This is a genomic window from Streptomyces sp. NPDC000878 (assembly GCF_053599695.1).
The window spans coordinates 139,744-165,166 of record NZ_JBSFMT010000011.1 but is presented as its reverse complement, the minus strand read 5'-3'; the positions used below and the strand labels follow the sequence as shown (position 1 = coordinate 165,166).

Below are 25,423 nucleotides of genomic sequence, written 5' to 3'. Positions count from 1 at the left end.
CGGACATCTCGCCGAACCCGCAGTCTCGTTGCGGAGCCGGCCGCTGCGGTCGGCTTCTTCAACCGCACGTCAATCGAGGGGAACAGCATGCGAGCTCTCACTAAGGCACTCGTCAGTGTCACCGCTGCGGTCGGGATCGCCGCCGGCGGCCTGGCCACCACGGGCACGGCCATGGCGGCTCCCGCGTCGGCCCAGCAGCAGGCGTCGAGCGGTGAGGTCGGCACGCTCGCGGTGGAGAACCTGGGTCTGACCCGGGCGGAGGCCAGGAACGTCCAGCGCTGGCTGGCGGAGCACTGGGAGTACAACGACCTGATCGACGGGTACCTCGGCGAAAACAGCTGGAAGGCGTTCCAGCGCTGCCTGGCCAAGTACTGGGGCTACGAGGACAAGATCGACGGAATCGTCGGCCCCAACACGATCAAGGCGCTTCAGCGCCTGCTGCGGGCCAACGGCGACTACGACGGCGCGATCGACGGCCTCGCCGGCCCCGGGACCCGGTCAGGGTTCGAGACGTGGGCCAACAGGCTCTGACGGACCGGCCGTCCCACGAACCCACCGGCCCGTCCTCCTCCCCACGCCGGGAGGAGGACGGGCCGCGTGCCGCGACTCGACACCACTCACCATCACGCACGGAAAGTGAGGGAGCCATGCGCTCTCGCCTGACCACGGCTCGTCTCGCCGCCACCGCCGGCGCACTCGCCGCTGCCGTCCTTACCGGTACGGCCCTCGCGCCCTCGGCCACGGCGGCCGGCGGCTACCCGACCTGCAACACGTACAAGAACGTCAGCGGGCACAAGGTTCCCGCCTACGGGCAGCCGACTCCCAGCCTGACCTGCAACCTCGTCCTCAACACCAGCAAGTCCAACGAGGCCGTGGAGGTCCTCCAGACCAGCCTGAACAACTGCCACAACTTCAATCTCGCCGTCGACGGCTACTACGGCAGAGAGACCTTCCTCGCCGTCGAATCCATCCAGGTGACCTACCTCGGGGAGGCCTACGCCGACGGCTACTACGGCCCTCAGACCCGAGAAGTCATGAAGCACTGGGGCCTCAGCGGCTGCGGCAGGATCTGACCCAGCCCGGCGAGACGCCCTGGGGCCGCGAGGAGGGGCCGACTCCAACGAGCCGGCCCCTCCTTGGCGTGGGCTATGTCATCGGCGGCCCCGCACTTGTACGTCCCCCGCCTCCCCGTTGTCGTGCGGATGCCCCGGCAGGAAAGGACGGGCCTGCGGTCATTACGGAGGAAGAGCGCGTTTCCTGGCATTGGCGCGGGGCGGTGTGTATGGGGTTGCACCTTCCGTAGCGGCATGTGGTCCGGTGGACTTACGTCCCGGTCCCTTGAGGAAAGGTCCCTGCTCATGCATGCGTCCTTCATGCCACCCCGCCAGGTCAAGATCGGTGACGCGGCGGCCTTCGCCGGCACCACGCCGCGGGCGATTCGCCACTACCACGAGATCGGCCTGCTCCCCGAGCCTGAGCGCGGCGGCGATGACCGCCGCCGCTACGGGTACGAGGACATGATCCGACTGCTGTGGATTCGCAGGATGGCCGACGCCGGGATCGCCCTGGACGACATCCGTGACGCCTTGACCACCGGCACGGCTTCCGCCGGTGCGGACAGCGGAGACGGTATCGCGGGCATCCTGGAGCGGTTGGAACAAACCCTCACCGAGCAGGAGGCGGAATTGCGGCGGCAGCGGACCGCTGTGCAGCGGATGCGCACCGAAGGCAGCCGGATGGGCCTGCTCTCCGACTTCGTCACCGACCGTCTCAAGAGCCTGCCCGAGGGCTCCCTGCGTCAGGCGGACCTGGACAGTCTGCTGGTCACTGAGCGGATCTTCGGCCCGCTCGGCGCGGCCGTCCAGACCAGCCGCTTCGTCGTCCTGGCCAAGCATCCCGCTCTGCGGGAGGACTCCGACCGCATCGATGACGCCGAGGAGGCACTCGATGACAGCGTCGCCGTCGACGATCCGCGGGTGGCTCAGGTGGCCGTCGAGCGGCACGCCTTCGAAAGCGCCCTGCAGGCCGTCATCGAGGAGTCCGGCCTGGGGAAGGACGACGATGCCCTCTTCGACGCCTGGGACACTTTGCACCCTGCTACGGCCGATGACGGCGAGGACGAGGCCGACCTCAGCTCCGGCAGGCGGGAGGCTGACTCCATGAACGCGTTCGAAGCCACCGGCAACATGCCCTACGACTTCTCCCCAGCCCGTCTGCGCTGTATGGAACTGGCCGAAGAACTATCCGCCCAAGAGTCACCCGCTACCTGAAACACGGCCTGGGCCGCGTTTGCGGCCCGGTACTTTTTTACCGACCGCCAACAGGGCTGCGATCATGAACCACAGCCATGACCGGGCGGCCAGTACGTCCGAAGCCGGGAACCACACGTTGTTTGCGTTCTTCTTTCTGATCTTTCCGGGGCAGGCCCTCAGGAGATCCACGACTGCCTGGTCGCCGTCAGCGACTGCGCTCGCGGATTCCTTCCGGTCCCCCCTGGTCATGGCGAGGAACACCACCTCTGAGACAGGACCACGAACATGAGGGTCATGACTGTTCCTGCCGCTGTTCCCATTAGATAGGACCGACCTCATGGTCGAACTATCCAGACCCCACATCAAAGCCATGCCAGGACCCTGAATGAGATGCCTCCGAGCCATTGATGACGGGATCACCCTTCACCCCTTCCTCTTTAGGTCACCTCTGCTTTAAATCACCCCTGCCGCTCCAAGTGCACGACTGCTCCGCAGGCCCTAGCCGAGGTAAGGGCCCGTTCGACAGATTCATCCGGTAGATCCACCCATACACGGACAGAGGACTCAACGGTTCCAAACAACTGGTGATCCCCTTTCCAGACTTCTGCGTTGATCACTCGGTGAGCCAGACGCGAAAAGTGAGTGACATCCTCATCGCGTGTTAGGTCGAGTTGGACCCCCATCAGAGGATCGGGCCGCGTGAAACGGCGCCGCCCAATGGGCGATTCCGGCTGCCCCTGGGCGGTTTGGGTCACCTCATGAAAGGACTGCACGGCCTGCTCATCGGTTAGCGGCTCATCTGTGTAGAGGTCAATGAACGCCCGCGCCTCAACGACTGAAAATTCGACAGCAATTTTGGAAATAAAAATCTCCAGATCGCGCGGATTCGCTGCTCCAATATATCTCATCATGCAACCCTGTTTCCCATTGATCGAAGGCGGGCCTCTACCATCACTCTGAATTATAGAGGCCCGACTTCACCTAGTTCGGACTAGGACGGCGGGCACTGCCGCCTCGGATAGCACGGATAGCGCCACCTATTGACGGGATTGGTGAAAATGGGTGGACTGATCCAGCCCGCGCCTCGGAGGAATCGGCCGCCCCACCTCGACGCCCACCTGAGTCCGTCCCTCGCGCGGTAATGCCGCTTACCAACGTTGAGGTGCCACCTGTTGTGCTTGTCCCATTCGAAGCGGATTCGATGGTTTTTGAAGTGGAGCCCTGGTCTGCCGTCCCGCATCACAAAATGCCGGTTCCTCTTGCCGAAGAAGAGGCATTTCGTGGCCGAGCATCCGAAGACCCGCTTGAACATTCTTCCTATGCCCCACCTGCCATCAAGATCGTAGCAACCGACCGGATCACCGCTGCAGTACTCGTAGGCATTGGCGTTGCCGCCCGGTATGGGATCAACAGACAGGAAGCGACCGCTGGTGGGGTCGAAGAGGCGCACCCCCATAAGAGTGGCGCCGGTGACCGATTCGCTGGACCGCTGCTTGCCGCCTATCCAGCCGTAGCGGGCAGGGGTGGTGTCGCCCTCGGGATTGCCGAACTCGTCGTATGCCGAGGTCGTCACCGCTTGGGCGGTGTCCAGCGGGAGACGGACGGTGACATCACCATGGATGTCGGTGAGTTGGAGGACGGTGTCGCCGGTGGCACTGGTGATGGCGTCCAGGCCACCGCTGCTGCCCTGGACGTTACGGGTGACGGTATTGCTGGTCTCCTGGATCCAGTCTGGGCTGTCGCCGTCAGAGCCGTAGTGGTTGGTCTTGGCCCCGGTTTGATTCCAGGTGCCGCTGCTGTTGGATTCGGTGGTCCAGGTAGCGAGGCGTCCTCCCGCATCCAGCGTCCAGGTCTGCCGGCTGGTACCGGAGGTCTGCTGCCGGACGAGGTCGTTGGTGTAGTAGCCGATGGTGGCGCCGGACGCCTGGGTCGTCGTACGGCCGAAGGCGTCGTAGACCGTGCCGGAGGTGACCAGTCGGTCGGCGCTGTCGTAGGCGTACGACGTGGTGGTTGCGCCGGTAGAGGTGCAGGCCGCGCCGACGTCGCTCGTCGAGGTGGCCAGGGCGGTGCGGTTGGTGTTGTTGTCGAAGGTGTAGTCGCGGCGGGTGCAGGCCCCGTCGGGGTCGGTGTCGTCCGCCCTGGTGAGGCGACCGGCCGCGTCGTAGGTGTAGGTGCGGCTGCGGCTCTGGCCCGAGGTGTTGGCGTCGGCCACGACCTGGCCCTGGATGCTCTCGTCCGTGCTGTCGGAGGCGATCACACTGTTGTCGCTGTCGCGGGTGTAGACCCGGGACGTCTCTGACCCCGTCTCGTCCTGGGTGACGGTGAGGCTGTAGCCGCCGGGCAAGGCCTGGGTGGTCAGGTCGCCGTCCGCGTCGTAGGTAGCGGCGAAGGTGCCGGCGACCGAGTCGGTGCGGGAGGTTTCCAGACCGCGCGGGTCTATGGCCTTGTCGTAGGTGTAGGTGGTGGTGGACGGGGCGGAGTCGGTGGTCTTCACCGCGCGGCCGAGGGGGTCGTAGGACGTGGTGGCGGTATTGCCCGCGCCGTCGTTGTAGGAGATCTCCCGTCCGAGGGTGTCGTAGGTGTGGGTGATGGTCTGCCCGTTGGAGGTCACGGTCGCCACGTCACCGCTGCCGGCGTCGTACGTGGTCGTGACATCCGGCACCGCCGTACCGACGCCCCCGCTGACGGCCGTCGTCTGGAGCCGGCCTGCGGAGTCGAAGGTGTTGGTGGTGGTACGGGTGACGGAGTTGGCGGTCTCGGTGACCTTGGCGGTGTTGCCCAAGCGGTCGTACTCGACGGTCCTGGTCGGCAGTGCGGTGGAGTTGGAGCCGCCACCGGTGATGCTCGCGGCCGGCCCCGTCGAGCAGACCAGGTCCGCCCACTCGGGGCGGCCGTTGCAGGCACCGCTTCCGGTAGCCGAGTAGTACGTGATCACCGTGGCGCCGGCGTCCGAGCCCGACGACTTCGGCAGGCTGGTCTTGATCACCCTGCCCTGGGAGTCGTACGAGGTGGTCCTGGCCAGTGCCAGCCCGTTCGGGTCGGTGATGGTCTTGGTGGGCAGGCCCTTGACCCAGTCGTACTGCGTGGTGCTGGTGCGTACGTCCGCGTCCGTCGGGTAGCCGTCGACGTACGCGCCCACCTTGGCGGTGGTGACCTGATTGACGACAGTCGCGGTGCCGTCGGTGGGACGGCCCTCGTCGTAAGCGTTGACCGTGTGCTCGCGGACCGGCCACGGGGTGCCCGCGGGCAGATCGGTGCCGCCGGAGCCCGCTGCCAGTGCCGAGGTGAGCGTGACCTGGTGGAGCGGACCCTTCTCGTCGGTCTCGCGCAGCCCGTCGGCGGAGTACACCGAGCGGGTGGACAGCAGTTCGGCCCGGTCGGGGCTGGTCATCTGGTCGATACTCAGCGCGACCTGTTCTGCCAGCCCGGCGCCGCTGGTGGCGAGCGCCAGTTCCCGGTTGCCCGCGGTCAGTTCACGCACGGTGTTGCCGAAGCGGTCGTACTCGGTGGTGGCGATGTGCCCGCCGGGCGTGGCCGTGTTGACCTCACGACCGGAGGCATCGGTGTAGGTGATGCCGGCCCGCTGGTAGTCGGACGCGACCAGATCGGTGCCGGTGTGGGACAACGGGACCGAGTCGGCGGGGAAGACCGCGGTGGCGTCCGTGGGCACATCGGTCTGGCCCCAGTCTCCCACGTCCGAAGTCCCCATCAAGTTGGGCGCCTTGGTACCGGACAGCGGAACGTCGTAGACCACACTGGTGGTCGCCGTCGTGCCGTCGGGGGTGTTCTGGGTGCCCGCCGTGAGGTTCGGCCGGGAGGCGGAGAGCAGCATGCCGGTACCGGCGGTGGCGGTGTTGCCCGCCTGGCCGTAGGTGAACGTCCAGGACAGTTCGCCGGGCGGGGTCAGGGTGGTGACCCGGCCCGAACTGTCGTACGTGTAGGCCGTCTTGAGCGCGGGGCTGATCCGCGGGTCCCACTGCTCGCGCAGTCGGCCGGAGGTGTCGTAGGAGTACTGCGCGACCACGGTCGCGGTCGCCGCCGTGGCGCCCGGGGAGGTGGCCCACAGCTTGATCTGCTTGACCTGCCCTGTGTAGTCGCCGAGCGCGCTCGACGTGGCCGTCGTGGAGGTGGCGTAGACGAACTCCAGCAGGCGGCAGCCCGCCGTCGCCGGGGTCGTCTCGCACGTCGACGAGGACGCTGCCGAGGTGGGGGCGATGACGTACTTCGGTCGGGCGAGGGTGGAGCCGCTGGGTGACTCGGAAACCACCTTGGTGGTCGAGTTCTCGGTCGGCAGATAGGTGCTGGCCACCTGCCAGGTAGTGGCGGCGGAGGTGACCTTCGCGAAGGTCGTGGTGGTGCCTTCGTCGCCCTTGAGGGTGAACGATCCCGTCAGGGACCCGGTCAGCGTGAGGTCCTCGGATCCCGGCTCCGGCTTCCAGCCACCGGAGGAGGTGAGGGTGAACCCGGTCTCATCGCCGTCCACGTCCACCAGCGCCACCGAGCTGGCCGACGACTTGCGCACGTACACCCAGTCGGAGTCGGTGATCTCCGCCGTCGTACCCGAGGTCCACTGCGGCCCGAAGATCGCCACCTGCCCCTCCGCGTCGGAGCCCGCAGTCGGCCGACGCGAGGATGCCGTGCGCGACACCGACAGGTCGAACCCGGAGGCATCGGTCGCGGAGAGAGCGAAGTCACCGGTCAGCGCGTTCACCGCCCACCTGGCGCCGCCTGGACGATGGTGTCGATGTCCCAGTTGGACCAGGCGGCCGGGCAGGCCGAGGAGTACCCGCGCGGCACCAGGTTGTTCACGGCACCGGTGCCGGCCGAGGAGGGCCGGGTGGCCCAGGTCAGGGAGGTCGACGACCGGGAGGACGTGATGCGGCGGACCGTGGTGCCCGCTCCGTCGGTGGCGCAGGTCGAGGAGTAGTAGCTGTACAGGGCGAAGTTGGTGTCGGTGATGTGCTTGCCGACGAACTTCGACACGTCGAACTTCAGGTACGAACGCGCCAGATCCGCGCCGCCGTCGTAGGTGCCCGACTTCAGCTCCTGCGAGGAGACCTGGGAGTCCAGGTAGTCAGGGGTCTGGATCCAGGTGTCCGTGGTCACCGCGAGAGTGGACGTCGGGTCCACGGTCACCGGATAGGTGAGGGCGGGGTCGGCGAGGAACTCCGCGTCCGGGGTCAGAACCAGGGTCTGCGCGCCGTCAGCGGCCGTCTCGACCTTAGTGGTCACCTGGGCCTGGTGCTCCGGGTCACCAGAGGAATCGTTCCTGCTGGAGTCCCACATCATGGGTGCCGGTGCTTCAGCGACCAGCTTGCCGCCGCCGTCCTTGAGCAGCAGGTGCCCGGACTCGGCCTGGGACAGCGTCAGTCCGTCCAAGTGCAGCGGGATGCGGTACGACACCGCGCCGTCCGGCGCCTCGTCCAGGATGACGTTCTGGGAGAAGCCCTGCGCGAGCGCGCTGACCGTCAGGGTCTGCCCGCCGCCCAGGTCGTAGGAGGCCGTGTTGCCCTCGACCGTCGGGGTGGGGAGCTTGTCCTCCCACCCCATCCCGAAGGACGTCTCCCCCTTCGACACCGACGCCAGTGCCGTGTCCCCACCGTCGGAGACGGTGATGTCGGCGGCCGTGGCCTCCGGGGTCAGGCTGGCTCCGGTGTCCGACAGCGACGTATCGATGTCCTTCCACACCTCGCCCTGCTTCACCCGGACCGGACCGGCGAACGTCTCCGTCTGCAACTCCCCGGAGGGCAACGCATATGTCGTCGAATCCGCAGTCCGTTCCGACGTCACCTCGATCCTGCGCCCTTGCAAACGGGCCATCAGCAACGCCGCCGCCACCGAGTCCGCCGACGACGCAGCCGTCGGCTTGGAGTCCGAGGCCACCGCCACTTCGGCGATCCCGGAATCGGCCGCGAACACCTCACCCGACTCCAGCGACACCAGGGCCGTCTCCGCCGCCAGCACGGCGGCAACCGCCAATGCCGTACGCCTCAGCCCGGAGCCCGGCCGTCTCGACCGCCCCCCGAAACGAGGTGCCCATCTCCCCTTGAGCTGCAATGCCCCACCCCTTGATCACACGGCAGCACGCCAATTCGCCACCAGGGGCGTGATCGTACGATCGAGATTTGGTGAAGGATTCATCGCGAAATGTTCATAACGAGACGTCAGATATGCATTCAACAAAGGCCCGACAACGGATTCGCATCACCAAATCAAGCAAAGCGGAAAAGTACATTCCAATCGCCTCGACCGAAGAAACCTGCCGTTCACCCGCCGTCGCCCCAAGGACTCGAAGTCGTGGCGTGATTGTGATGCACACGTTGGCGTGATCCTTGCGCATAGAACCCGACCCGTACGGGCCCTACGCTCCCTGACATGACCAAGTTCTTCGCCACTGTGTGCCTGCCGCCGACGGCTCCCCGGAAGGTCCCGCAGGCAGTGGCCGCGGCCATGGCGCCCTACAACTCCGAGCTGAGCGACGAGTGGAGTCCGGACGGCCACTGGGACTGGTGGGCCATCCACTCCGGCGCGGGCAGCGCGTACCTCGTACTGCCCGAGTACGACGGCGATCGCAGGCTCGTCACGGCGAGGACCGTGCCGCGCAGGAAGGCCAGGCTCGATGCCCTCGGGCCGCTCGAATGCCATGGCGGGCCTCGGGGTCTGCTCGACTTCGACGGTATGCGGGACCGAACGGCGCGCGCGTATGACGCCCTGCTCGCCGCCTGGACCGAGCTGACCGCGATACACCCGCCGGCCCGCCCGCTCACCGACTTCCTCGCCCGCCACGAGGCCGATCCCGACGGGTACTCCCTGGCGGACGCCAAGGAGGAGCATCTGACCCAGCCGCTCGTGCAGGAGGTGGCGCAGCGGGCCGTCGCGGGAGACCCGCACTTCACCACGTCGCTCCTGCTCAGCGACCCGGTCGAGTACTTCGCGCAGGACCAGGAGGAGGCCCGGCTGCGGGCTGTCCGGGGCGCCGTGCCCGGCTTCGCCCTGGTCACCCTCGACGGCTCATGGACGGACGCGGACACCGACGGCCACTGGGAACAGGCCAACCGCTATCTCGACGACCTCGACGCCGAGACCGTCGTCATCAACGTGCTGTGTCACTGCTGACCTCGACCCGGCGACTCCGATGCGTGTTCTCCTGACGACAGTCGGATCGCGCGGGGTCCGCTCCCGAAAGCCGTCACACGGCCCAGGACTTGAGCAACTCGGCCACACTGCGGACCGTGCAGCTCTCCCTCTTCAACTCGTTCGCGAGTGCGGAGACCCGCTGTTGATCGAGCTTGGCCGGAATTCCGGAGGCGATGAGGTACGCGTGGGCAGCCGCGACAGCCACCTTGAGGTTCGATCGCTCCAACCAGCGCATACGGCCCAGGGTGTGCGCGAGGGCCGCCGCCTTGACGTACGGCCCCTGCTGGACCTCCTGTCCGACAAGCACGGCTCGTTGCCGCGATTCACGTACGGGTCTCCCCCTGCTCCCCCTCGATCTCGTCCAGGAGATCGCCGTACTCATCCAGTACTTCCTGTGCGGCCGTCATGAAGACAGCACGCACACGCTCGTTGTCGTTCCGAATGAGCTGCTCGACGTAGGCGCTGACCGGCATACGCCTGGTCTCCGCCGCCTGCCGGGCCATCTCAGCGGTGTCCTTGTCCACCCGGATGTTGATCTGCGTCTTGGCCACAGAGGGAGGATGTCACCTGATACCAACCGCGCCGACCTCACCCGCGATCAGATCAAGGCACCGTCGGTCGACGAAGCCACGGCGCACGGACGCAGGACCATGAGTGAGCCCTCCAAGGCCGCCACCATGGCGAAGGGAAACCGGTCGAGCTCAAGACAGAGGGCGACGTCATCAGGATGGACGCCTTGCCGCACCCCCTCCGCCAGTTCGGCGGCGGCGCGCGAGTCGGCGGCGCGGCGGAGGAACCCGGTGGCGTCCGCCCCGGCCCCGTCGGCTCTGCCGGCGATGTACTGAGCGCACGCCAGATCTTCCTCGGCTTGCCCGTCCTCGCCGGTGACCACGAACGTGACGCTGTCGCACCCGCGTTCCCGCAGGAGCCGGGCCGTCGCCTCCGCCACCACAAAACTGGCGCACAGCACCAGCGACGCGTCCTTGACCGCGAGGGCGCCGACCGTCCCTGCCGTGGTCTTCTGCACGACGGTCCGCCCGCCGAGGTCGGCAGACCGCAGCAGCCCCGGCGAGTTGACCAGCTCGAACCCGGGCGCGACCGGCCCGTCCTTGAGCGCCACCCAGTCCGGGTGGCGGGCCTTGAGCGCCAGAGCGTCGTCCAGCGACTCGGCAAGAACAATCTTCTCCGCCCCTTGGGCAAAGGCCCAGGCAGCCACGGTGAAAGCGCGCATGACGTCGACGACGACGGCCACGGACGGGACTTCGGTCAGTTCAGCGATTCCGAGGAAATGAGTGTCCATTCCGATCATGATCGTGCACGCCCTACCCGAAGCACCCCACGAGTGATGACCGGGCGGCCCTCACCGTCGTACGCGGTCGTGGTCTCCGACGCTCAGCCGGCAGCAACCCTCTCGGGATCGTCAGCCGGAGTACCGGCGCGCAGCCACCGGTACCCGTAGGCGGGCAGTTCGACCTGGAGCAGGCCGTCGTCGGACACCGTGAGACCGGCCTGCTCGTCGCCGAGGCCTTTCGTCGTGCTGGTCAGGGTGGACCGCACGGTCGCGAGCTGGGCGAGCAGGTCGACGCGCTCGCTGTCGAGGGTGGAGGGGACAGAGGGGACGGAGGGGCGCGTGGTCGTGTCATTCACGGTGATCGGATCCTTATGCTGAATGTCGTTGCCGGTCTGGTTGCCGGTCTCGTTGTTCGGCACGGGACGACAGTCGCAGGGCAATAGGACAGCGCGTGACCGCTTCGCGGCGAAGTATCGGCGCGATGCAGCCGTTACACCACCCAGGACTTGAGCAACTCGGCCACGCTACGGACCGTGCAACTGAGCGTGCTGGGCGGGGCGGGGAGGCCCAGGTGGCGTGCCACTGGGCGCCTTCACGGTCACACCTTTCCCGCACCGGAAGTCCACGGAAATAACAGATTTGAGGAACAGTTGAGCTATGTCCGCAGCCCCGTATCGGACATAGCCCACCTTCCTCATCACTCTCTGACGGTGCATGAGATTCCTACTTGCGAATCCCTCCAGGAAAGGGCATTATCTGCCCCGTAACCTGCAAGATCGCCGGAGTAACACCCGCACACGCAGGCACAGTTGGTACAGCAACGGGGGAGTTTTCGATGAGCGTGCATTTCTATGCCCGCGGCCGTCCAGCCACGTCCGCGATCGGCAGTCCGGCGACCGTGTCGCCCACGCCGACGCGCTGACCCGTTTCTGCGGACTCTCGCTGTCCGCACGGTCAGACCGTCACCACGTCCACCCGCAAGGATTCTTTTTTCCCGGGTGAGTTGTTGGCGGCGGCGGTCCGCGTAGCTCCCACACACTTTTCTGACGCATCCACAAGAGTCGGCTTCGCCATGGGCATTGCCATTCTTGCGGCCTATTCATGCGTCGGCTATTCACTCATGAGATCCCGAAGGGAACTGACCCGACATGAATCGTATTCTCAGCACCGGTCTCGCTTCCGCCATGCTGGTCGGCGGCCTGGTCGCCACCGCCTCGCCCGCCTCCGCCGCCGCCCAGGGCTGCCTCGAGGCGGGACAGAAGGGCTACAAGATCAGCGACAAGTCCACGGTCTACAAGGGGACCAACCTCAGAAGCGACTGGTTCCTGGACAGGGACAAGCCCACCCTCGGCTACGAGTCGAACAAGACGGGCACCGTCAGCGCCAGTGGCACCGCGGGAGTGGAGGCCGAGGCCGGCGCCATCTTCGCGAAGGCCAGCACCTCGTTCAGCGTCACCGTGGGCAAGGAATGGTCGAAGTCCCAGACCTGGTCGTACTCCGCCACAGCCGTGAACAAGGCGGGCAAGACCAAGGTCCGGCTGATCATGACCCACGAGGCCAAGAAGTTCAAGGCGCGCAAGTGGGTCATCGTCAACTCGAACGGCGCCTGCAAGACCTCGTGGAAGTGGACCAAGTGGTTCACCGCTCCGGTGAAGAAGAACAACAACGTATGGAAGCTCGAGTACAAGTAGGCCGCGTGCCGTACCGGCGGTGAGTGGTTGAGAGTCTGAGACAGTGAACGGCCCGGCTACCAGAAGGCCAGAAGGAAGCCGGGCCCGTTCGCATACGCGCGCTCGGCCCCCACCGCAATATGCCGACCCCTGTCACGGTGCCCGCAACTCCCCCTTGACCACCTTCCCGCTTGCGTTCCGAGGCAGCCCGCCCACGAACTCCACCGCCCTCGGCACCTTGTAGTTGGCCATCTCCCGGCGGGCCCAGGCGATCAGGTCGTCCCCGGTCAGACTCACCCCCGGCCGCCGCACCACGTACGCCTTGCCGACCTCGCCCAACCGCCCGTCCGGCACCCCGATCACCGCCACGTCCGCCACATCCGGGTGCAGGCCGAGCAGTTGCTCGATCTCCGCCGGGTACGCGTTGAAGCCGCCGACGATGAACATGTCCTTGAGGCGGTCGGTGATCCGCAGGTTGCCGTCGGCGTCCAGGACGCCCACGTCTCCCGTCCTCAACCACCCCTCCCCCGTGACGACTTCGGCCGTGCTCTCCGCGTCCTCGAAGTACCCCCGCATGACGTTGAAGCCCCGCACGAGCACCTCCCCGGGCTCCCCGACCGGCGCCTCCACCCGCACCTCGGCCCCCGGCACCGCCCGCCCGGACGTCGACGCGATCACCTCCGCCTCGTCCCCCCGGCGGCACATCGTGACGATCCCGCTCGCCTCCGAAAGCCCGTACGCCGTCAGGACGGTGGCCACGCCCAACTCCGTACGCAGCCGTTCCACCAGCCGCAACGGCACCACCGCCGCCCCCGTGACCACCAGCCGCAGCGTCGACAGGTCGTACGCGGACCGGGACGGGTGGTCCAGCAGCGACTGGAGCAGAGTGGGTGGGCCGGGGAGCACCGACACCCGCTCCGCCGCCACGTTCGCCAGGACCGTGTCCACGTTGAACACCGGCTGCGGGATCACCGTCGCACCCCGCATCAGACACGCCAACACCCCTGCCTTGTAGCCGAAGGTGTGGAAGAACGGGTTCACGACGAGATAGCGGTCGCCCTCCCGCAGGCCTGCCAACTCGCTCCAGATCTCATACGCCCGCAGCGACTGCGCGTGCGTGATCACAGCCCCCTTCGGCCGCCCCGTCGTACCCGACGTGAAGACGATGTCCGAGGGGTCCTCACCCCGAACACCCTCCGCCCGCGCCCGGACGACCTCCCCCTCCACCCCGTCCCCGCCCGACAAGAAGTCCTTCCACGTACGGAACTCAGCCGGCGCGTCCTCCCCCAGCACCACCACGTCCGTCAGTTCCGGCAGCCCCGGCAGGGGTCCCGAACCGCTCCCCTCCCCCGCCGCCCTCCGCAACGACGCCACGTACGACGTGCCCAGGAACGTCCCCGTCACGAACAGCAACTTGGCCCGGCTGCGCGCCAGTACGTACGCCGCCTCCGTCCCCTTGAAGCGGGTGTTCAGCGGTACGAGCACCGCGCCCGCCGAGACCGCGCCCAGCGCGGACACCATCCAGTCAAGGGAGTTGGGCGCCCAGATCGCCACCCGGTCACCGGCCTCCACCCCGCTCGCGATGCACGCCGCCGCCGCGTGCTCCACCCGCGCGCCCAACTCCGCGTACGAGATGCGGGTACGTCCGTCCACGACCGCCTCGGCGTCGCCGTACCGTTCCGCCGCCGCCCGGACCAGCCCCGGAATGCTGCCCCACTCCAAGTCACCGCGCACCGTCGGCCTCCCCACAACATCCCGCACCCAAGAGCTGACTGACCGTCAGATTAGCTGTAACCTGACGCCCTGTCAGCAGCCAGCCGGGCGCTCGCGCGGAGGTGCACTCACAGCTATGGCAATTACCGCCGGGATCAAGGACGCCACCGCCATCGCCGGGATCGGACAGACCTCCTTCGCCCGCCAACTCCCCGAGAGTGAGCGGACGTTGGCGTGCCGGGCGATCCTCGCCGCACTCGACGACGCGGGCATCGCCCCCGCCGAGGTCGACGCCCTCGCCTCCTACACCATGGAGGAGACCGACGAGGTCGAGGTCGCCAAGGCGCTGGGCCTCGGTGACCTCACCTTCTTCTCCAAGGTCGGCTACGGCGGCGGCGGTTCCTGCGCCACCGTCGCCCACCTCGCCGCCGCCATCGACTCCGGACAGGCCACGGTCGGCGTCGCCTGGCGGTCCAGGAAGAGGGGTTCCGGTCCGCGGCCGTGGCGGAACACCAGCGCCCAACTCCCCACCCCGGCCCAGTGGACGCGCCCCTTCGGGCTCCTCCGGCCCTCCGACGAGATCGCCATGCTCACCCGCCGCCACATGCACGAGTACGGCACGACCCGCGACCACCTCTTCAACGTCGCCCTCGCCTGCCGCAACCGCGCCAACCAGAACCCGGCCGCGATCATGTACGACCGTCCACTCACCCGCGAGATGTACATGACCTCCCGCTGGATCAGCGAACCCCTCTGCCTCTTCGACAACTGCCTGGAGACCGATGGGGCGTTGGCCTGCGTCGTCGTCTCCGCCGAGCGGGCTCGCGACTGCCGGCGCGCCCCCGTCTACATCCACTCCGCCGCCCAGGGCCTGCCCGCCCAGCACCACGGCATGGTCAACTACTGGAACGACGACCCGCTGACCGGCCCGGCCTGGACCGCCGCCCGACACCTCTGGAAACACGCCGACTTCACCCCGGACGACGTCCAAGTCGCCCAGATCTACGACGCGTTCACCGCCCTCATCCCGCTCTCCCTGGAGGGCTACGGCTTCTGCGGACGCGGCGAGGGCGGCGCCTTCACCGAGGGCGGCGCCCTGGAGATCGGCGGCCGGCTGCCCATGAACACCGGCGGAGGCGGCCTCAGCGAGGCCTACGTCCATGGCTTCAACCTCATCACCGAGGGCGTACGGCAACTGCGCGGCACCAGCACCGCCCAGGTCCCCGGGGCCACCACCTGCCTGGTCACCGCGGGTGAGGGCGTGCCGACTTCGGCCCTGTTGCTGAGGAAATGACGTTGCGGAAATGACGTTGTGGAAATGAGGAGTTGAGATGCTGACCCCTGTCGTGGACGACGACGGCGCCCCCTTCTGGGAGTACGCCGCCCAGGGCGAACTCCGCGTCCAGACCTGCGCCGACTGCGCCGAACCCCGCTTCCCGCCCCGCCCCTGCTGCCCCCACTGCCAGTCCTTCGCGAGCGAGTGGCTCCCGGTGAGCGGACGCGGACGCGTCTGGTCGTACGTCGTCCCGCATCCGCCGCTCCTCCCGGACTACGCCGAGCTGGCCCCGTACAACGTGATCGTGGTCGAGCTGGCGGACGCGCCGCGTATCCGGCTGGTCGGCAATCTGGTCACGGGGCCTGACGCACCCCTCAACTCCCTTCCCCCGGACCGGATTCGCATCGGGGCGCGGGTGCAGGTGGTCTTCTCCTCGGCCGGGCTTCCGCAGTGGATCCTGGAGCGCCCGTGAGCAGCCCGAACCTGTCGACCGACATCGACAAGGACACCGGGGTCGCCGTCCTCACCCTCGACCGGCCGCGGATCCTCAACGCCATCGACCTCGCCACCGCCGCCGAACTGGCGGCCACCTGGCGGGAGTTTCGCTTCGACGACACCGTACGGGCGATCGTGCTCACGGGGGCCGGCGAGCGCGCCTTCTGTACCGGGCTCGACCGCACCGCGACCGTCCCGCAGCCCAACTCCCCCTACATGGTGGACGATCCGCTGGAGAGGATCGGGCCGAAGGCCAACGACCTCTGGAAGCCGGTGATCGCCGCGGTGAACGGTATGGCGTGCGGCGGTGCCTTCTACCTCCTCGCGGAGTCGGAGTTCGTCGTCGCCGACCCGACCGCGACCTTCTTCGACCCGCACACCACGTACGGCATGGTCAGCGCGTACGAGACGATGGGCATGGCGCAGCGGATGCCGTACGGGGAGATCGCGCGGATGGCGCTGATGGGGACCGCGGAGCGGGTGTCGGCGGCGCGGGCGTACGAGATCGGCCTGGTCAGTGAAGTGACCGCGCCCGGTGGGGTGTTGGCCGCCGCCGTGGAGTGCGCCCGGGTCATCGCGTCGTATCCGCCGGAGGGGGTGCAGGGCACGGTCCGGGCGGTGTGGGCGGCGAAGGAGGCCGCCCGTGCGCACGCCCTCGCGTACGCCCCGTACCTGGTGCGACTGGGCAATCTCCCGGGGGACCGGCAGGCGGAACTGTTCGCCGCCAGGACCCCGGATTTCCGGTTGCGATAGCAACGCATACCCTTTGCATCATGGTGGAAAACAGCACGGTGGTCGAGCACCGCATGGTGGACGTGAACGGCATCCAGCTGCACATCGCGGAGGCCGGCGAGGGCCCGCTGGTCGTGCTGCTGCACGGTTTCCCCGAGTCCTGGCACTCCTGGCGCCACCAGTTCGGCCCGCTGGCCGCCGCCGGATTCCGGGTCGTCGCCCCCGACCAGCGCGGATACGGCGGCAGCGACCGCCCCGAGGACGTGTCCTCGTACAGCATCCTGCACCTGGTCGGGGACGTGGTCGGGCTGATCCACGCGCTCGGTGAGGAGACGGCGTACGTCGTCGGGCACGACTGGGGCGCGCCCGTGGCCTGGCACACCGCGCTGCTGCGCCCGGACGCCGTGCGCGGGGTGGCGGGCCTGAGCGTGCCGCCGCCGTTCCGGGGCGACCGCCGGCCGCTGGGCGTGATGGAGGCGATGTTCGGCGGCCGTTTCTACTGGAACTACTTCAACCGTCCCGGCGGAATCGCCGACGCCGAACTGGCCCGCGACCCGCGCACCGCCCTCCGCAAGTGCCTGTACGCCTTCTCCGGCGACGGCCCCGACGCGGGCACCGGCAAGCAGCCGCTGGTCGAGGCCGGCCAGGGCTGGCTGGACACGATGCCCGACCCGGAGAAGCTCCCGGCCTGGCTCACCGAGGCGGACCTCGACCACCTCACCGACAGCTTCGCGGGCAGCTTCACCGGCGCCCTCGACTGGTACCGCAACATCGACCGCAACTGGGAACTGACGGCGGCCTGGCACGGGGCGGTGGTGAGCCCGCCCGCGCTCTACGTGTACGGCGACAAGGACCTGGTCGCGGCGTTTCCGGGAACGCCCCGACTCATCGAGCAACTACCGGAGTTGATGCCCAACCTGCGGCGCGCGCCGGTGGTGCTGGAGGGCTGCGGCCACTGGACGCAGCAGGAACGGCCGGAGGAGGTGAACGCGGTACTGGTTCCGTTCCTCAGCGAGTTGAGGGACGCGGCCGGGTAGGACCCGCAACGGAGGTACGGGGCTGCGGAGTTGGCGCCCCTCCGGCGACTTTGCCAGTTCTTTACAACCCGATCCCCGGCTGCCTCGTCTCTTCGCACGATCCGTCACTTCCGGGCGGACCGACGAAAGAGAGCGACTCCATGCGCCGTACCGTGCGCCGTACCGTCCTCAGCGCCGTGGCACTCGCGGCCACCGCCGTACTGGCGGGCACCGCGCCCGCGTTCGCCGACGGCACCGCGACCCCGGTCCCCAGCACCGCGCCGTCCGAGGGCACCGAGGCCCCGACCACCGCGCCGACCCAGGACCCGGCCGAGGAAGCCAGCCCGGTGCCCAGCGAGGCGCCCAGCGACGGGCCCACCACCGACCCCAACCAGGACCCGGCCCAGGTCGCCGAGGTGCCGGCGGGCGCCCCCGACACCGGCGTGACGCCGGCCTCGTCGGACTCCGGCGTACCGGGGACGCTGATCGGCGGGGGCGCCGCCGCCGCGTTCGCCGTCGGTGGCGCGGCCGTGTTCCTCGTAGTCCGTCGGCGGGCGACCGGGGCGTGACCGTGCTCTCCAGGCGCGCCTTCGGCACGGCGGCCACGGCGACCGTTGCCACGCTGCTCGTGGGCTGTTCCTCCGACGGCGAGGGCGTACGGACCTCCGGGACCGCCACGTCACCTTCGGCCTCGGCGTCCAAGAACGCCCCCGCCTCCACGAACACCTCCGCCAAGTCGGTGCCGGCGGTGGGCCGTTCGGCCCCGGTCCGGCTCCGGATCCCCGCGATCGGGGTCGACACCCCGGTCATGCGGCTGGGGCTGGCCCCGGACCGCACCGTGGAGGTCCCTCCGGTCACCGACCACGACCAGGCGGGCTGGTACGAGAAGTCGCCGACGCCGGGTCAGACCGGCCCGTCGGTCATCCTCGGGCATGTCACGGTCGGCTCGTACGGGGACGGTGTCTTCCACGACCTCGGGCGGCTGCGCCGGGGCGAGAAGATCGTGGCGCGTCTGGAGAACGGCACGGAGACGGAGTTCACGGTGACCTCCCTGCGGACGGTGGCCAAGGCCGACTTCCCGGCGGACGACGTCTACGGGAACGTGGACCGCCCCGAGCTTCGGCTCATCACGTGCGGCGGCCCCCGGGACGAGAACGGTTACCTCGACAACGTGATCGTCTTCGCCGCGCTGACATCGTCGACGAGCCCGTGAGCGGGTCGGCCACGAGCCCGTGAGCGTACTTGCGCAGAAAGGACGGCGGAACGGCGGAACGTACGCCGCCGAACCGCCGTCCTCCCCCACGAGTGCCACGCCGGTGGCAACAGCACCATGGAGAGCGTTGAAACGGTCCCGCGACAAGGCAGCGTCCGAGCTGTTCGCTGCCCTCTACCCGCGCCTGGCCGGCTGGTGCCGCCGGCTCGTCGACGACGACGAGACGGCCCACGAGATCGCCTCGGAGGCGTTCACCCGTCTGTGGGCGCGCTGGACGTCGGTGGAGGAGCCACGCGGCTTCCTCTATGTGACGGCGGCCAACATCGTCCGGGACCACTGGCGCAAGATGGAACGCGAGCGCAGGGCGATGCGCCATGTGACCACGGAAGCGGCGCTGCGCCCCCACGCCGACCCGGCGGACCCGTCCATCCGCATGCTGGTCCAGTCGTTGCCGGAACGACTGCGCGTCCCGATCCTCCTGCACTACTACGCTGACATGCCGATCCGGGACGTGTCCGCGCTGACCGGACGCAAGGAAGGAACCGTCAAGGCCGACCTCCACGCGGCCCGAGAACTGCTCCGCGCCCACCTGAGGAAAAGCCTTGACCACACGCTTTGACGACGAAGAAGACCCGGAATTCGGACCGTTCGACCCGACCAGCCCCGAGCACGCCCCGGACGACCCCCTCCTGGTCCTCCTCGGCCCCACGCCCACCTATCTGGGCGCACCCCCGGGCCGCTACGAGGAGATCCGCCGCACCGCGACCCGCCGCCGCCGAGTCCGTACGGCGGCCGGGGTGGGCATGGCCTGCGTGGTCGCCGCCCTGATCGCGCTCCCCCTCAGCCTGACGACAGGGGAGTCCCCCCGCTCCCCCACGATCCCCATGGCCCCACCCGTCTCGACCGTCCCGGCAACACCTCCCACCTCGGACGCCACCACCGACCCCAGCACCGACCCGACGCCGTTGCCCTCCACCCCGGAGTCCCCCGAACCCTCCACTGCCGTCCCCTCCGACGAGCCCAGCGAGGCGGCCACGGCGGAGTCCGGCGAGGCGTCCATCGCCCCGCCCGACCAGGCACCCGTGTCCACCCCGGAGGCCACGACAGGGGCGAGCGCGGCGGACGACGCTCCGACGCCGAGCCAGAACGGGGTCGACGCCGTACCGAGCGCCACGGTGACGCCGTAGACCCGTCGGCCGTCAAGGGGTGAGGATGACGGCGGACGTGCACGGCGGGGGGATCGGTGGGCGACGGAATGATCGGGACGGTGTTCCGCAGTGAGGACGTGCCTGCGGCGGACAGGTTCGACTACTGGCGGGAACTGATCGCCCGTACGCGCTCGAACGATTTCATCAGCACCCACGCGGCCGAATTCTGGGGCGAGCTACGGCTGTTGGAGCTGGGCCCGGCGACCGTGATGCAGGTGTCCTTCCTGCCGACGAGGTTCCGGCGAAGCACACGCATGGTGCGTCAGAGCGACCAGGAGCTGTACCACCTGACCCTGATGCTGGACGGCGCCCTGCTCTCCGACCACCTCACCGGCCTGCACCGCCAGGCCGACACCATCCACCACACGCAATTTCCCAATTCCCCAGCACAGGAGTCGGCTTGACCCCTCGTAAGAGAACCAGCTGGTGCACGGCACCCCTGTTGAGAGCCACGTTGACGGCCGCGTTGGCGACCAGCGCCCTCACCGGTTGCCAGACCCTCACGGATGCCGTCTCCGCCTCGGGCTGCGAGGGCACCGAGAGCCGGGTCGACGAGCTGAAGTCGTACGGCGTTCTCGACTCGCTGCCTCAAGGGGCAGTCGTCCCCCAGGGCTTCGAGGACCTCGAGTCCGGCTGCTGGGAGGACAGCGGCGAGGCATGGCTGTACGCCGAGCGGACCTACGTCCTCCCCGGCGACGGCGAGGGCGACAAGACCGACGTGACCCGGCACTACCGGGCCGCAGCGGAGCGCGAAGGCTGGAAGCCGTCTCAGTCCACCCGGCAGTCCTCGAAGGATGCCCGGCCCGCGAGCCTGTGCTTCACCCGCGGCGAGGCGGACGACACGAAGATGCTGGATGTCTACTTCCTGACCGAGGAGATCCTCGACGCGGAGGAGAGCGAGCCCGGCCCCGAATTCGACTCCGGGGCCGGCTACCGCGTCGCCGTCACCGCCACGGCCGACGGTTCCGCGACGAACTGCTCGGCCTGAGGCCGGTCCGCCGGGAGGCCGGTTGGGTCCGAGCAGGAGACCTGGCGACAGGACTCGCTCCCGCTCGGTCTCCAGGGCCTGTCCGGCGGATCAGGTCGCGGTCAGCGACAGGTTGGCCGTCGTAGCGCGGCCCGGCGGCAGGGTCACCTCCTTGGCTGCCGGGCGGTGACCGGTGGCCGAGGCCGTGATCCGCAGCGGGTTCGGGCGGGCGTCCAGCCAGAGGTCGTAGCGGCCGTCGGAGTCGGTGCGTACGGTGTGGGCGAGGTGGTCGCAGCGGGTCGTTCCGGCGTGCGCCACCGGGCAGATCAGGACGGTGGCCCCGGCGAGCGGCGCTCCCGTGTGCCTGTCGGTGATCGTTCCGGAGAGATGGCCCCAGGTCCGCGGGATCGTGACCTTGAGGCTGACCTTGACCGATGCTCCGGCGTAGGGGGCGTCGGTGCTGTAAGTGAGCCGCGCGGTGTAGGTGCCGGCCGTGGCGACGGCGGAGGCGTCCGCGCGGACGGTGACCGTGGTGGAACGGCCGGGGGCGAGGTCGAACGAGGTCTTGTCCGTCGACAGCCAGGTGACGTCGTCGCCGTCGCACTGGTCGTGCCCGGGCAGGACCTCGGCCGACGAGGCGGTGTCGTAGGTCGTGGTCATGCCGCCGACGCGGTAGATCCCGCAGCCGCCGCCGGCTCGGAAGAGCGTGGAGGCGGTGTTGGGCAGGTCGGACCAGGTGTTGGACACCGGGTCGTATTCGACGACGGTGTTGACCGCGTCCCGTCCGGCGATGCCGCCGACGACCTGGAGTCTGCCGTCGTTCCCGCCGGCGACGGCGCCCCAGCGCGTGTCGGGCATGTCGGCCGCACGGGTCCAGGTGTCGGCGGAGGGGCTGTATCGGTAGGTCGCTCTCTTGGCGTCGCTGCCCGAGAGGCCCCCGGCGCAGACCAGTTCACCGGTGATGCCGGCGCAGGCCGCGCGTTCCATGGGGAACGGGTAGTCGGCGCGGCGGGTCCAGGTGTCGGTGGCCGGGGTGTAGCGGTAGACGGTGCTGACCATGTCCGTACAGCCGGATCCGGTGCAGCCTCCGATGACGTACAGGCTGCCGTCGAGGACGGTCACGTTCGGCATGCCGAACGCCTGGGGCAGATCGGCGCGGCGGGTCCAGGTGTCGGTGGTGGGGTGGTACGCGTAGAGCGTGGCGCGGGCACCGCCCTCGGTCCAGCCGCCGGCGACGTACATGGTCCCGTCGACGAACGCCCCGCCCGGTGACTCCAGGGCCTCGGGGAGGTCGGCGATGGGTGTCCAGGCGTCGGTGGACGGGTCGTGCACATAGCCGCGGCTGAGGTACTCCCCGCCGAAGAGACTGGAGACTCCGGCGACGGAGTAGACCTTGCCCTGGTAGGTGCCCACCGCGTTGTCCATGACGGGCTCGGGGTAGTCGGCGATGCCGGTCCAGGGTCCGGTCGATCCTGATGCCGCTGCCGATGCCGTGGTCGTGGTCGGCGGGGCGCTCGATGTGCTCCTCGCAGCCGAGGAGGTGGAACTCATCGGTCCTGGTGCGTAGTTGCCCCTGACGCGCAGTGTCGGGGCGCCTGTCGAGGAGTCCGACGTGGACGTGGGTGTGCCGTCCGGTGAGGTGTAACCGGTGCTCTGCTCACCGAGGTTGACGTGCAGCGGCGCCTGCCCCTTGTTGGTGAAGGTGACCTTCTTGCTGCCTGATCCGCCCAGTGACTCGCTGACGGAGAGGGCGTCCGAACTCACCGCCAGGCGGCCCGCCTTGAGCGTGCGGTCGAACCGGTTGACCTTGTCCGGCCGGGTGGTGAGGGTGCCGGTCGAGGTGGCGTAGCGGGCGGCGGCCGTCCGGTAGGTGTGACGTCCGGTGGGCTCGCTGAACAGCCAGTAGTAGCCGTCGGCCAACGCCAGGTCGTCGGGGGTGGCCACGGTGGTCGCCGTCGCGTACTTGTCGGCGGTGTCGGTGATGGTGGCGGGCGTGACGGTGTCGCCGGTGTTGCCGTCGACGACCTTTCCGGCGACGATGCCTCCGCTCACGGCCGCACAGGAGCCGACGGTGACGGTGTCGAGCTGCCAGATCGACAGGCCGCTGCCGGAGTAGTGGAAGCGCACCTTCACGTTCTTCGCGTTCGCCGCCCGGGTCAGGGGAACCTCGACACGGCCCAGGTACTCGGCCGTGTCCCGGTGCCACACCGTGGTCCACGTCGCGCCCGAGTCGAGGCTGAGGTCGACGTCGGCCACCGAGTCCTTGCTGGGGGCGTAGAGGGCGTCGAAGGCGAGAACGGGTGAACTCTGGCCCGCCAGGCTGAAGGTGGGCGAGACGAGTTCGGTGTCCTCGCGGACACCGCCCCGGCCCCAGGGGTCGGCGGTGGCCCAGTTCCCGGTTCCGCCCGTGTAGTTGGCCAGGAAGCTGTCGGCGAAGTCCCAGGCGGCGCCGTCCGTCCCGTGATTGACGACGGTCCAGCCGTGCTCCGGCGTAGTGCCGGTCCAGCCCTCGAAACCGGTCTCGGCCGGGTAGGCGTGGCCGGGCGCGACACAGGCCGCCAGGTCCACGTCCGGCGCGACGTCGGTACGTACGTCGGCCGTGCCCACCGGGACGCTCAGGTCCGTGCTCCGGTAGCCGGGGTAGACCGGGGCCACGTGGACGTCGTAGGTGGCCTTCTCCGGAAGGTCCACGCTGTACTTGCCGGTGTAGGGGTCGGTGTAGACAGCGCCGTTCGGATAGCCGTCGATGGTGATCTTCGAGTACAGGGGCCAGCCGTGCCCGCTGCCGTCCTTCACGGTGCCGGACACCGTACGGGTGGGCAGTTTCACCAGGGCCAGGTCGGCGGTGGTGCTCTGGTTCTCGGCGACGCTCACCCCGGAGCGGGTGATCTCCCGGTAGCCGAAGTCGGTGGCGGTGATCCGGTAGTCGCCCACCGCGACAGGGAGGCTGTACGCGCCTTCGGCGTCGGTGGTGACCCGGTACTCCCGGCCGTCCGTCTCCTCTTCGGAGATGGCCAGCCCCGCACCGGCGAGCGGGGCGCCGGACTCGCTGTCGGTGACTCGTCCGGACAGCGTTCCATGGACGCCGAAGGCCAGCGCTGACACGCCCACCGGGGTGCCGAGACCGGTCGGCCCGTCCCAGCCGGCGCCGGCGGTGCACGTCACCGTGCCGCAGTCGTCGTTGGCGCCCTCGGTGACATCGGTCAGCCCGGAGGCGTTGATGTACGGGTAGGTCACCGGGTAGGTGTCCTCGACGGGGGTGCCCGCCAGCGCGTACATCGCCGCGATCAGCGGCGCGGAGAGGCTGGTGCCGCCCACCTGCAGCCAGCCGTCCTCGCCCACCGTGTGGTACACGGCCAGGCCGGTCGCGGGGTCGGCGACCGCGGAGACGTCAGCCGTCGCCCGGGTGTCGCAGCCGGTGGCGAGCCCCCTCTGATAGGCGGGCTGGGCCTCGTACAGCGAGCAGCCCGATCCGCCGGAGGTCCAGGCGGACTCCGTCCAGCCGCGCTCGGTGCCCTCGGCACGGGTCAGCCGGGTGCCGCCGGCGGCCACCACGTTGGGGTTGGTGGCGGGCCAGTTCTGGACATGGCCGGTGTCGCCGGTGGACGCGACCACGGCCACACCGGGATGGTCGTAGTGGTGGTCGTACGCGGTCTGGAAGGCGCCCTCGCCGGGCAGACCGTAGGAGTTGGAGACGTACTTGGCGCCCAGGCGTACGGCGGTGTCGACCGCGGTGCCCAGATCGTCCAGGCTCGCCGAATCACCCTGCACGAGAAGGATGTCGCACGCCGGACAGGCGGCGGAGACGGCGTCGAGGTCGAGCGCGGTCTCCAGTGCCCAGCCCGCGTCGTCGGCGGGGTAGTCCGTGCCACCTCTCTGATCGACCTTGCGGAAGCAGCCGTTGGCGGTGGTGCACTCGGGCAGCCCGTAGTGCTTGCGGTACTCGGCCAGGTCGGCCTCGGCGTGGGAGTTGCCGTACGCGTCGACGATCGCCACCGTCCTGCCCTCGCCGCCGGCGGGAAGGTCGTAGGCCGCCTGGATGTCGGCCGGGCCCAGCGCCTGGGACGGGGGCGCGCTCGCATGCGGCTTGACGATGTGGTCGGAGCCGGTGACCACGTCGGCGAAGCACTGGGCCACGCCGTCCTCGAGGCTCGGATTGTTGCAGCCGGCCGGGACGTAGTTCTGCGGGACGTTGTCCTGCGGCACGGCGTTGAGCAGGTCGGAGGCCCTGGAGGAGTCGGCGGGGGTGGCCGCGGAGGCGGTGGCCGGTGATATCGCGGCGAGAGCTCCGGCGCCGAGACAGCCGGCTATGAGAAGGGAGAGGGGTGCGCGTACGCGCGCACGTCTTGAGGACAGCAAGGAGGAATGCGAAGGGGACAGCAAGGAACACCCTTTTCGTCGCGTTCAGGACCCGATCGGGCCGGGATCAGAGAGGTTCGTAGTCGCTGTTGGG

General features: G+C 68.9%; 20 protein-coding genes and 2 pseudogenes. 15 read left to right on the top strand and 7 right to left on the bottom strand.

Translation table 11 applies throughout. The annotated features are described in order from the left end of the window. The first annotated feature begins 87 nt into the window (after positions 1–87). The 3 genes from ACWDR4_RS13365 (at position 88) to ACWDR4_RS13355 (ending at position 2,270) form a co-directional block, all read left to right on the top strand. Complete coding sequence (locus ACWDR4_RS13365; protein ID WP_450407738.1) at positions 88–531, top strand: peptidoglycan-binding domain-containing protein; 444 nt, start codon at positions 88–90, stop codon at positions 529–531. 116 nt (positions 532–647) lie between these two features. Next, a complete protein-coding gene (locus tag ACWDR4_RS13360) occupies positions 648–1,073 on the top strand; it encodes a peptidoglycan-binding domain-containing protein (RefSeq protein ID WP_450407736.1) in 426 nt (141 codons plus the stop codon). A 285-nt stretch (positions 1,074–1,358) separates the two neighbouring features. Next, positions 1,359–2,270: a MerR family transcriptional regulator gene (locus tag ACWDR4_RS13355; protein WP_450407733.1), complete on the top strand. Its 912-nt coding sequence runs from the start codon at positions 1,359–1,361 to the stop codon at positions 2,268–2,270. 973 nt (positions 2,271–3,243) lie between these two features. On the opposite strand, the pseudogene ACWDR4_RS13350 reads toward ACWDR4_RS13355, so the two are convergent. After that, positions 3,244–8,309: pseudogene (locus ACWDR4_RS13350) on the bottom strand (DNRLRE domain-containing protein). A gap of 318 nt (positions 8,310–8,627) precedes the next feature. Here ACWDR4_RS13350 and ACWDR4_RS13345 point away from each other — a divergent pair. Then, positions 8,628–9,368, top strand: coding sequence for a hypothetical protein (locus tag ACWDR4_RS13345; protein ID WP_450407732.1), 741 nt, complete (start codon positions 8,628–8,630; stop codon positions 9,366–9,368). A 73-nt stretch (positions 9,369–9,441) separates the two neighbouring features. On the opposite strand, the gene ACWDR4_RS13340 is transcribed toward ACWDR4_RS13345, so the two are convergent. The 4 genes from ACWDR4_RS13340 to ACWDR4_RS13325 all read right to left on the bottom strand — a co-directional run bounded on the left by ACWDR4_RS13340 (position 9,442) and on the right by ACWDR4_RS13325 (position 11,036). After that, on the bottom strand, positions 9,442–9,696 hold the full coding sequence (locus ACWDR4_RS13340) for a hypothetical protein (RefSeq protein WP_450407729.1): 255 nt from the start codon (positions 9,694–9,696) through the stop codon (positions 9,442–9,444). 16 nt (positions 9,697–9,712) lie between these two features. Beyond that, the gene (locus tag ACWDR4_RS13335; RefSeq protein WP_450407727.1) at positions 9,713–9,940 is read right to left on the bottom strand and encodes a hypothetical protein; all 228 of its coding nucleotides are present in this window, start codon (positions 9,938–9,940) and stop codon (positions 9,713–9,715) included. Positions 9,941–9,987: 47 nt separating this feature from the next. Beyond that, the gene (locus ACWDR4_RS13330) at positions 9,988–10,689 is read right to left on the bottom strand and encodes a 2-phosphosulfolactate phosphatase (protein WP_450407724.1); all 702 of its coding nucleotides are present in this window, start codon (positions 10,687–10,689) and stop codon (positions 9,988–9,990) included. Positions 10,690–10,781: 92 nt separating this feature from the next. Beyond that, positions 10,782–11,036: a hypothetical protein gene (locus tag ACWDR4_RS13325; RefSeq protein ID WP_450407722.1), complete on the bottom strand. Its 255-nt coding sequence runs from the start codon at positions 11,034–11,036 to the stop codon at positions 10,782–10,784. A 792-nt stretch (positions 11,037–11,828) separates the two neighbouring features. Here ACWDR4_RS13325 and ACWDR4_RS13320 point away from each other — a divergent pair. Continuing rightward, entirely contained in the window at positions 11,829–12,371 is a 543-nt protein-coding gene (locus tag ACWDR4_RS13320; RefSeq protein WP_450407720.1) for a hypothetical protein, read from the top strand. 132 nt (positions 12,372–12,503) lie between these two features. Here the strand turns inward: ACWDR4_RS13320 and ACWDR4_RS13315 are convergent, their stop codons facing one another. Further along, on the bottom strand, positions 12,504–14,084 hold the full coding sequence (locus tag ACWDR4_RS13315; RefSeq protein ID WP_450407718.1) for a FadD3 family acyl-CoA ligase: 1,581 nt from the start codon (positions 14,082–14,084) through the stop codon (positions 12,504–12,506). Positions 14,085–14,199: 115 nt separating this feature from the next. On the opposite strand from ACWDR4_RS13315, the gene ACWDR4_RS13310 reads away from it, so the two are divergent. The 10 genes and pseudogenes from ACWDR4_RS13310 (at position 14,200) to ACWDR4_RS13265 (ending at position 20,991) form a co-directional block, all read left to right on the top strand. Further along, the gene (locus ACWDR4_RS13310; RefSeq protein WP_450407716.1) at positions 14,200–15,357 is read left to right on the top strand and encodes a lipid-transfer protein; all 1,158 of its coding nucleotides are present in this window, start codon (positions 14,200–14,202) and stop codon (positions 15,355–15,357) included. 37 nt (positions 15,358–15,394) lie between these two features. Then, on the top strand, positions 15,395–15,811 hold the full coding sequence (locus ACWDR4_RS13305) for a Zn-ribbon domain-containing OB-fold protein (RefSeq protein ID WP_450407713.1): 417 nt from the start codon (positions 15,395–15,397) through the stop codon (positions 15,809–15,811). Continuing rightward, positions 15,808–16,587, top strand: coding sequence for an enoyl-CoA hydratase/isomerase family protein (locus tag ACWDR4_RS13300; protein WP_450407710.1), 780 nt, complete (start codon positions 15,808–15,810; stop codon positions 16,585–16,587). The genes ACWDR4_RS13305 and ACWDR4_RS13300 overlap by 4 nt, the downstream gene beginning before the upstream one ends. 53 nt (positions 16,588–16,640) lie before the next feature. Then, positions 16,641–17,603 carry an alpha/beta fold hydrolase gene (locus tag ACWDR4_RS13295; RefSeq protein ID WP_450407801.1) on the top strand — a complete coding sequence of 321 codons (963 nt, stop codon included), beginning with the start codon at positions 16,641–16,643 and terminating at the stop codon, positions 17,601–17,603. Positions 17,604–17,755: 152 nt separating this feature from the next. After that, the gene (locus tag ACWDR4_RS13290) at positions 17,756–18,151 is read left to right on the top strand and encodes a sortase-dependent protein (protein WP_450407798.1); all 396 of its coding nucleotides are present in this window, start codon (positions 17,756–17,758) and stop codon (positions 18,149–18,151) included. Beyond that, the gene (locus ACWDR4_RS13285; protein ID WP_450407707.1) at positions 18,148–18,795 is read left to right on the top strand and encodes a class F sortase; all 648 of its coding nucleotides are present in this window, start codon (positions 18,148–18,150) and stop codon (positions 18,793–18,795) included. The genes ACWDR4_RS13290 and ACWDR4_RS13285 overlap by 4 nt, the downstream gene beginning before the upstream one ends. 127 nt (positions 18,796–18,922) lie before the next feature. Continuing rightward, entirely contained in the window at positions 18,923–19,414 is a 492-nt protein-coding gene (locus tag ACWDR4_RS13280) for an RNA polymerase sigma factor (RefSeq protein WP_450407705.1), read from the top strand. Continuing rightward, positions 19,398–19,982, top strand: a complete 585-nt coding sequence (locus ACWDR4_RS13275; RefSeq protein WP_450407703.1) for a hypothetical protein — start codon at positions 19,398–19,400, stop codon at positions 19,980–19,982. The genes ACWDR4_RS13280 and ACWDR4_RS13275 overlap by 17 nt, the downstream gene beginning before the upstream one ends. 68 nt (positions 19,983–20,050) lie before the next feature. Beyond that, positions 20,051–20,329, top strand: a pseudogene (locus ACWDR4_RS13270) (AraC family transcriptional regulator); the annotation flags it as partial. Between the two features lie 74 nt (positions 20,330–20,403). After that, positions 20,404–20,991 (top strand): hypothetical protein, encoded by a 588-nt coding sequence (locus tag ACWDR4_RS13265; protein WP_450407701.1) that lies wholly within the window; start codon positions 20,404–20,406, stop codon positions 20,989–20,991. 90 nt (positions 20,992–21,081) lie between these two features. On the opposite strand, the gene ACWDR4_RS13260 is transcribed toward ACWDR4_RS13265, so the two are convergent. Next, complete coding sequence (locus ACWDR4_RS13260) at positions 21,082–25,329, bottom strand: carboxypeptidase regulatory-like domain-containing protein (protein WP_450407698.1); 4,248 nt, start codon at positions 25,327–25,329, stop codon at positions 21,082–21,084. Positions 25,330–25,423: the final 94 nt, after the last annotated feature.

Coding starts and splice junctions, on each gene's coding strand:
- ACWDR4_RS13365 (WP_450407738.1), top strand. CDS start 88: ATGCGAGCTCTCACTAAGGCACTCGTCAGTGTCACCGCTGCGGTCGGG.
- ACWDR4_RS13360 (WP_450407736.1), top strand. CDS start 648: ATGCGCTCTCGCCTGACCACGGCTCGTCTCGCCGCCACCGCCGGCGCA.
- ACWDR4_RS13355 (WP_450407733.1), top strand. CDS start 1,359: ATGCATGCGTCCTTCATGCCACCCCGCCAGGTCAAGATCGGTGACGCG.
- ACWDR4_RS13345 (WP_450407732.1), top strand. CDS start 8,628: ATGACCAAGTTCTTCGCCACTGTGTGCCTGCCGCCGACGGCTCCCCGG.
- ACWDR4_RS13330 (WP_450407724.1), bottom strand. CDS start 10,689: ATGGACACTCATTTCCTCGGAATCGCTGAACTGACCGAAGTCCCGTCC.
- ACWDR4_RS13320 (WP_450407720.1), top strand. CDS start 11,829: ATGAATCGTATTCTCAGCACCGGTCTCGCTTCCGCCATGCTGGTCGGC.
- ACWDR4_RS13310 (WP_450407716.1), top strand. CDS start 14,200: ATGGCAATTACCGCCGGGATCAAGGACGCCACCGCCATCGCCGGGATC.
- ACWDR4_RS13305 (WP_450407713.1), top strand. CDS start 15,395: ATGCTGACCCCTGTCGTGGACGACGACGGCGCCCCCTTCTGGGAGTAC.
- ACWDR4_RS13295 (WP_450407801.1), top strand. CDS start 16,641: ATGGTGGACGTGAACGGCATCCAGCTGCACATCGCGGAGGCCGGCGAG.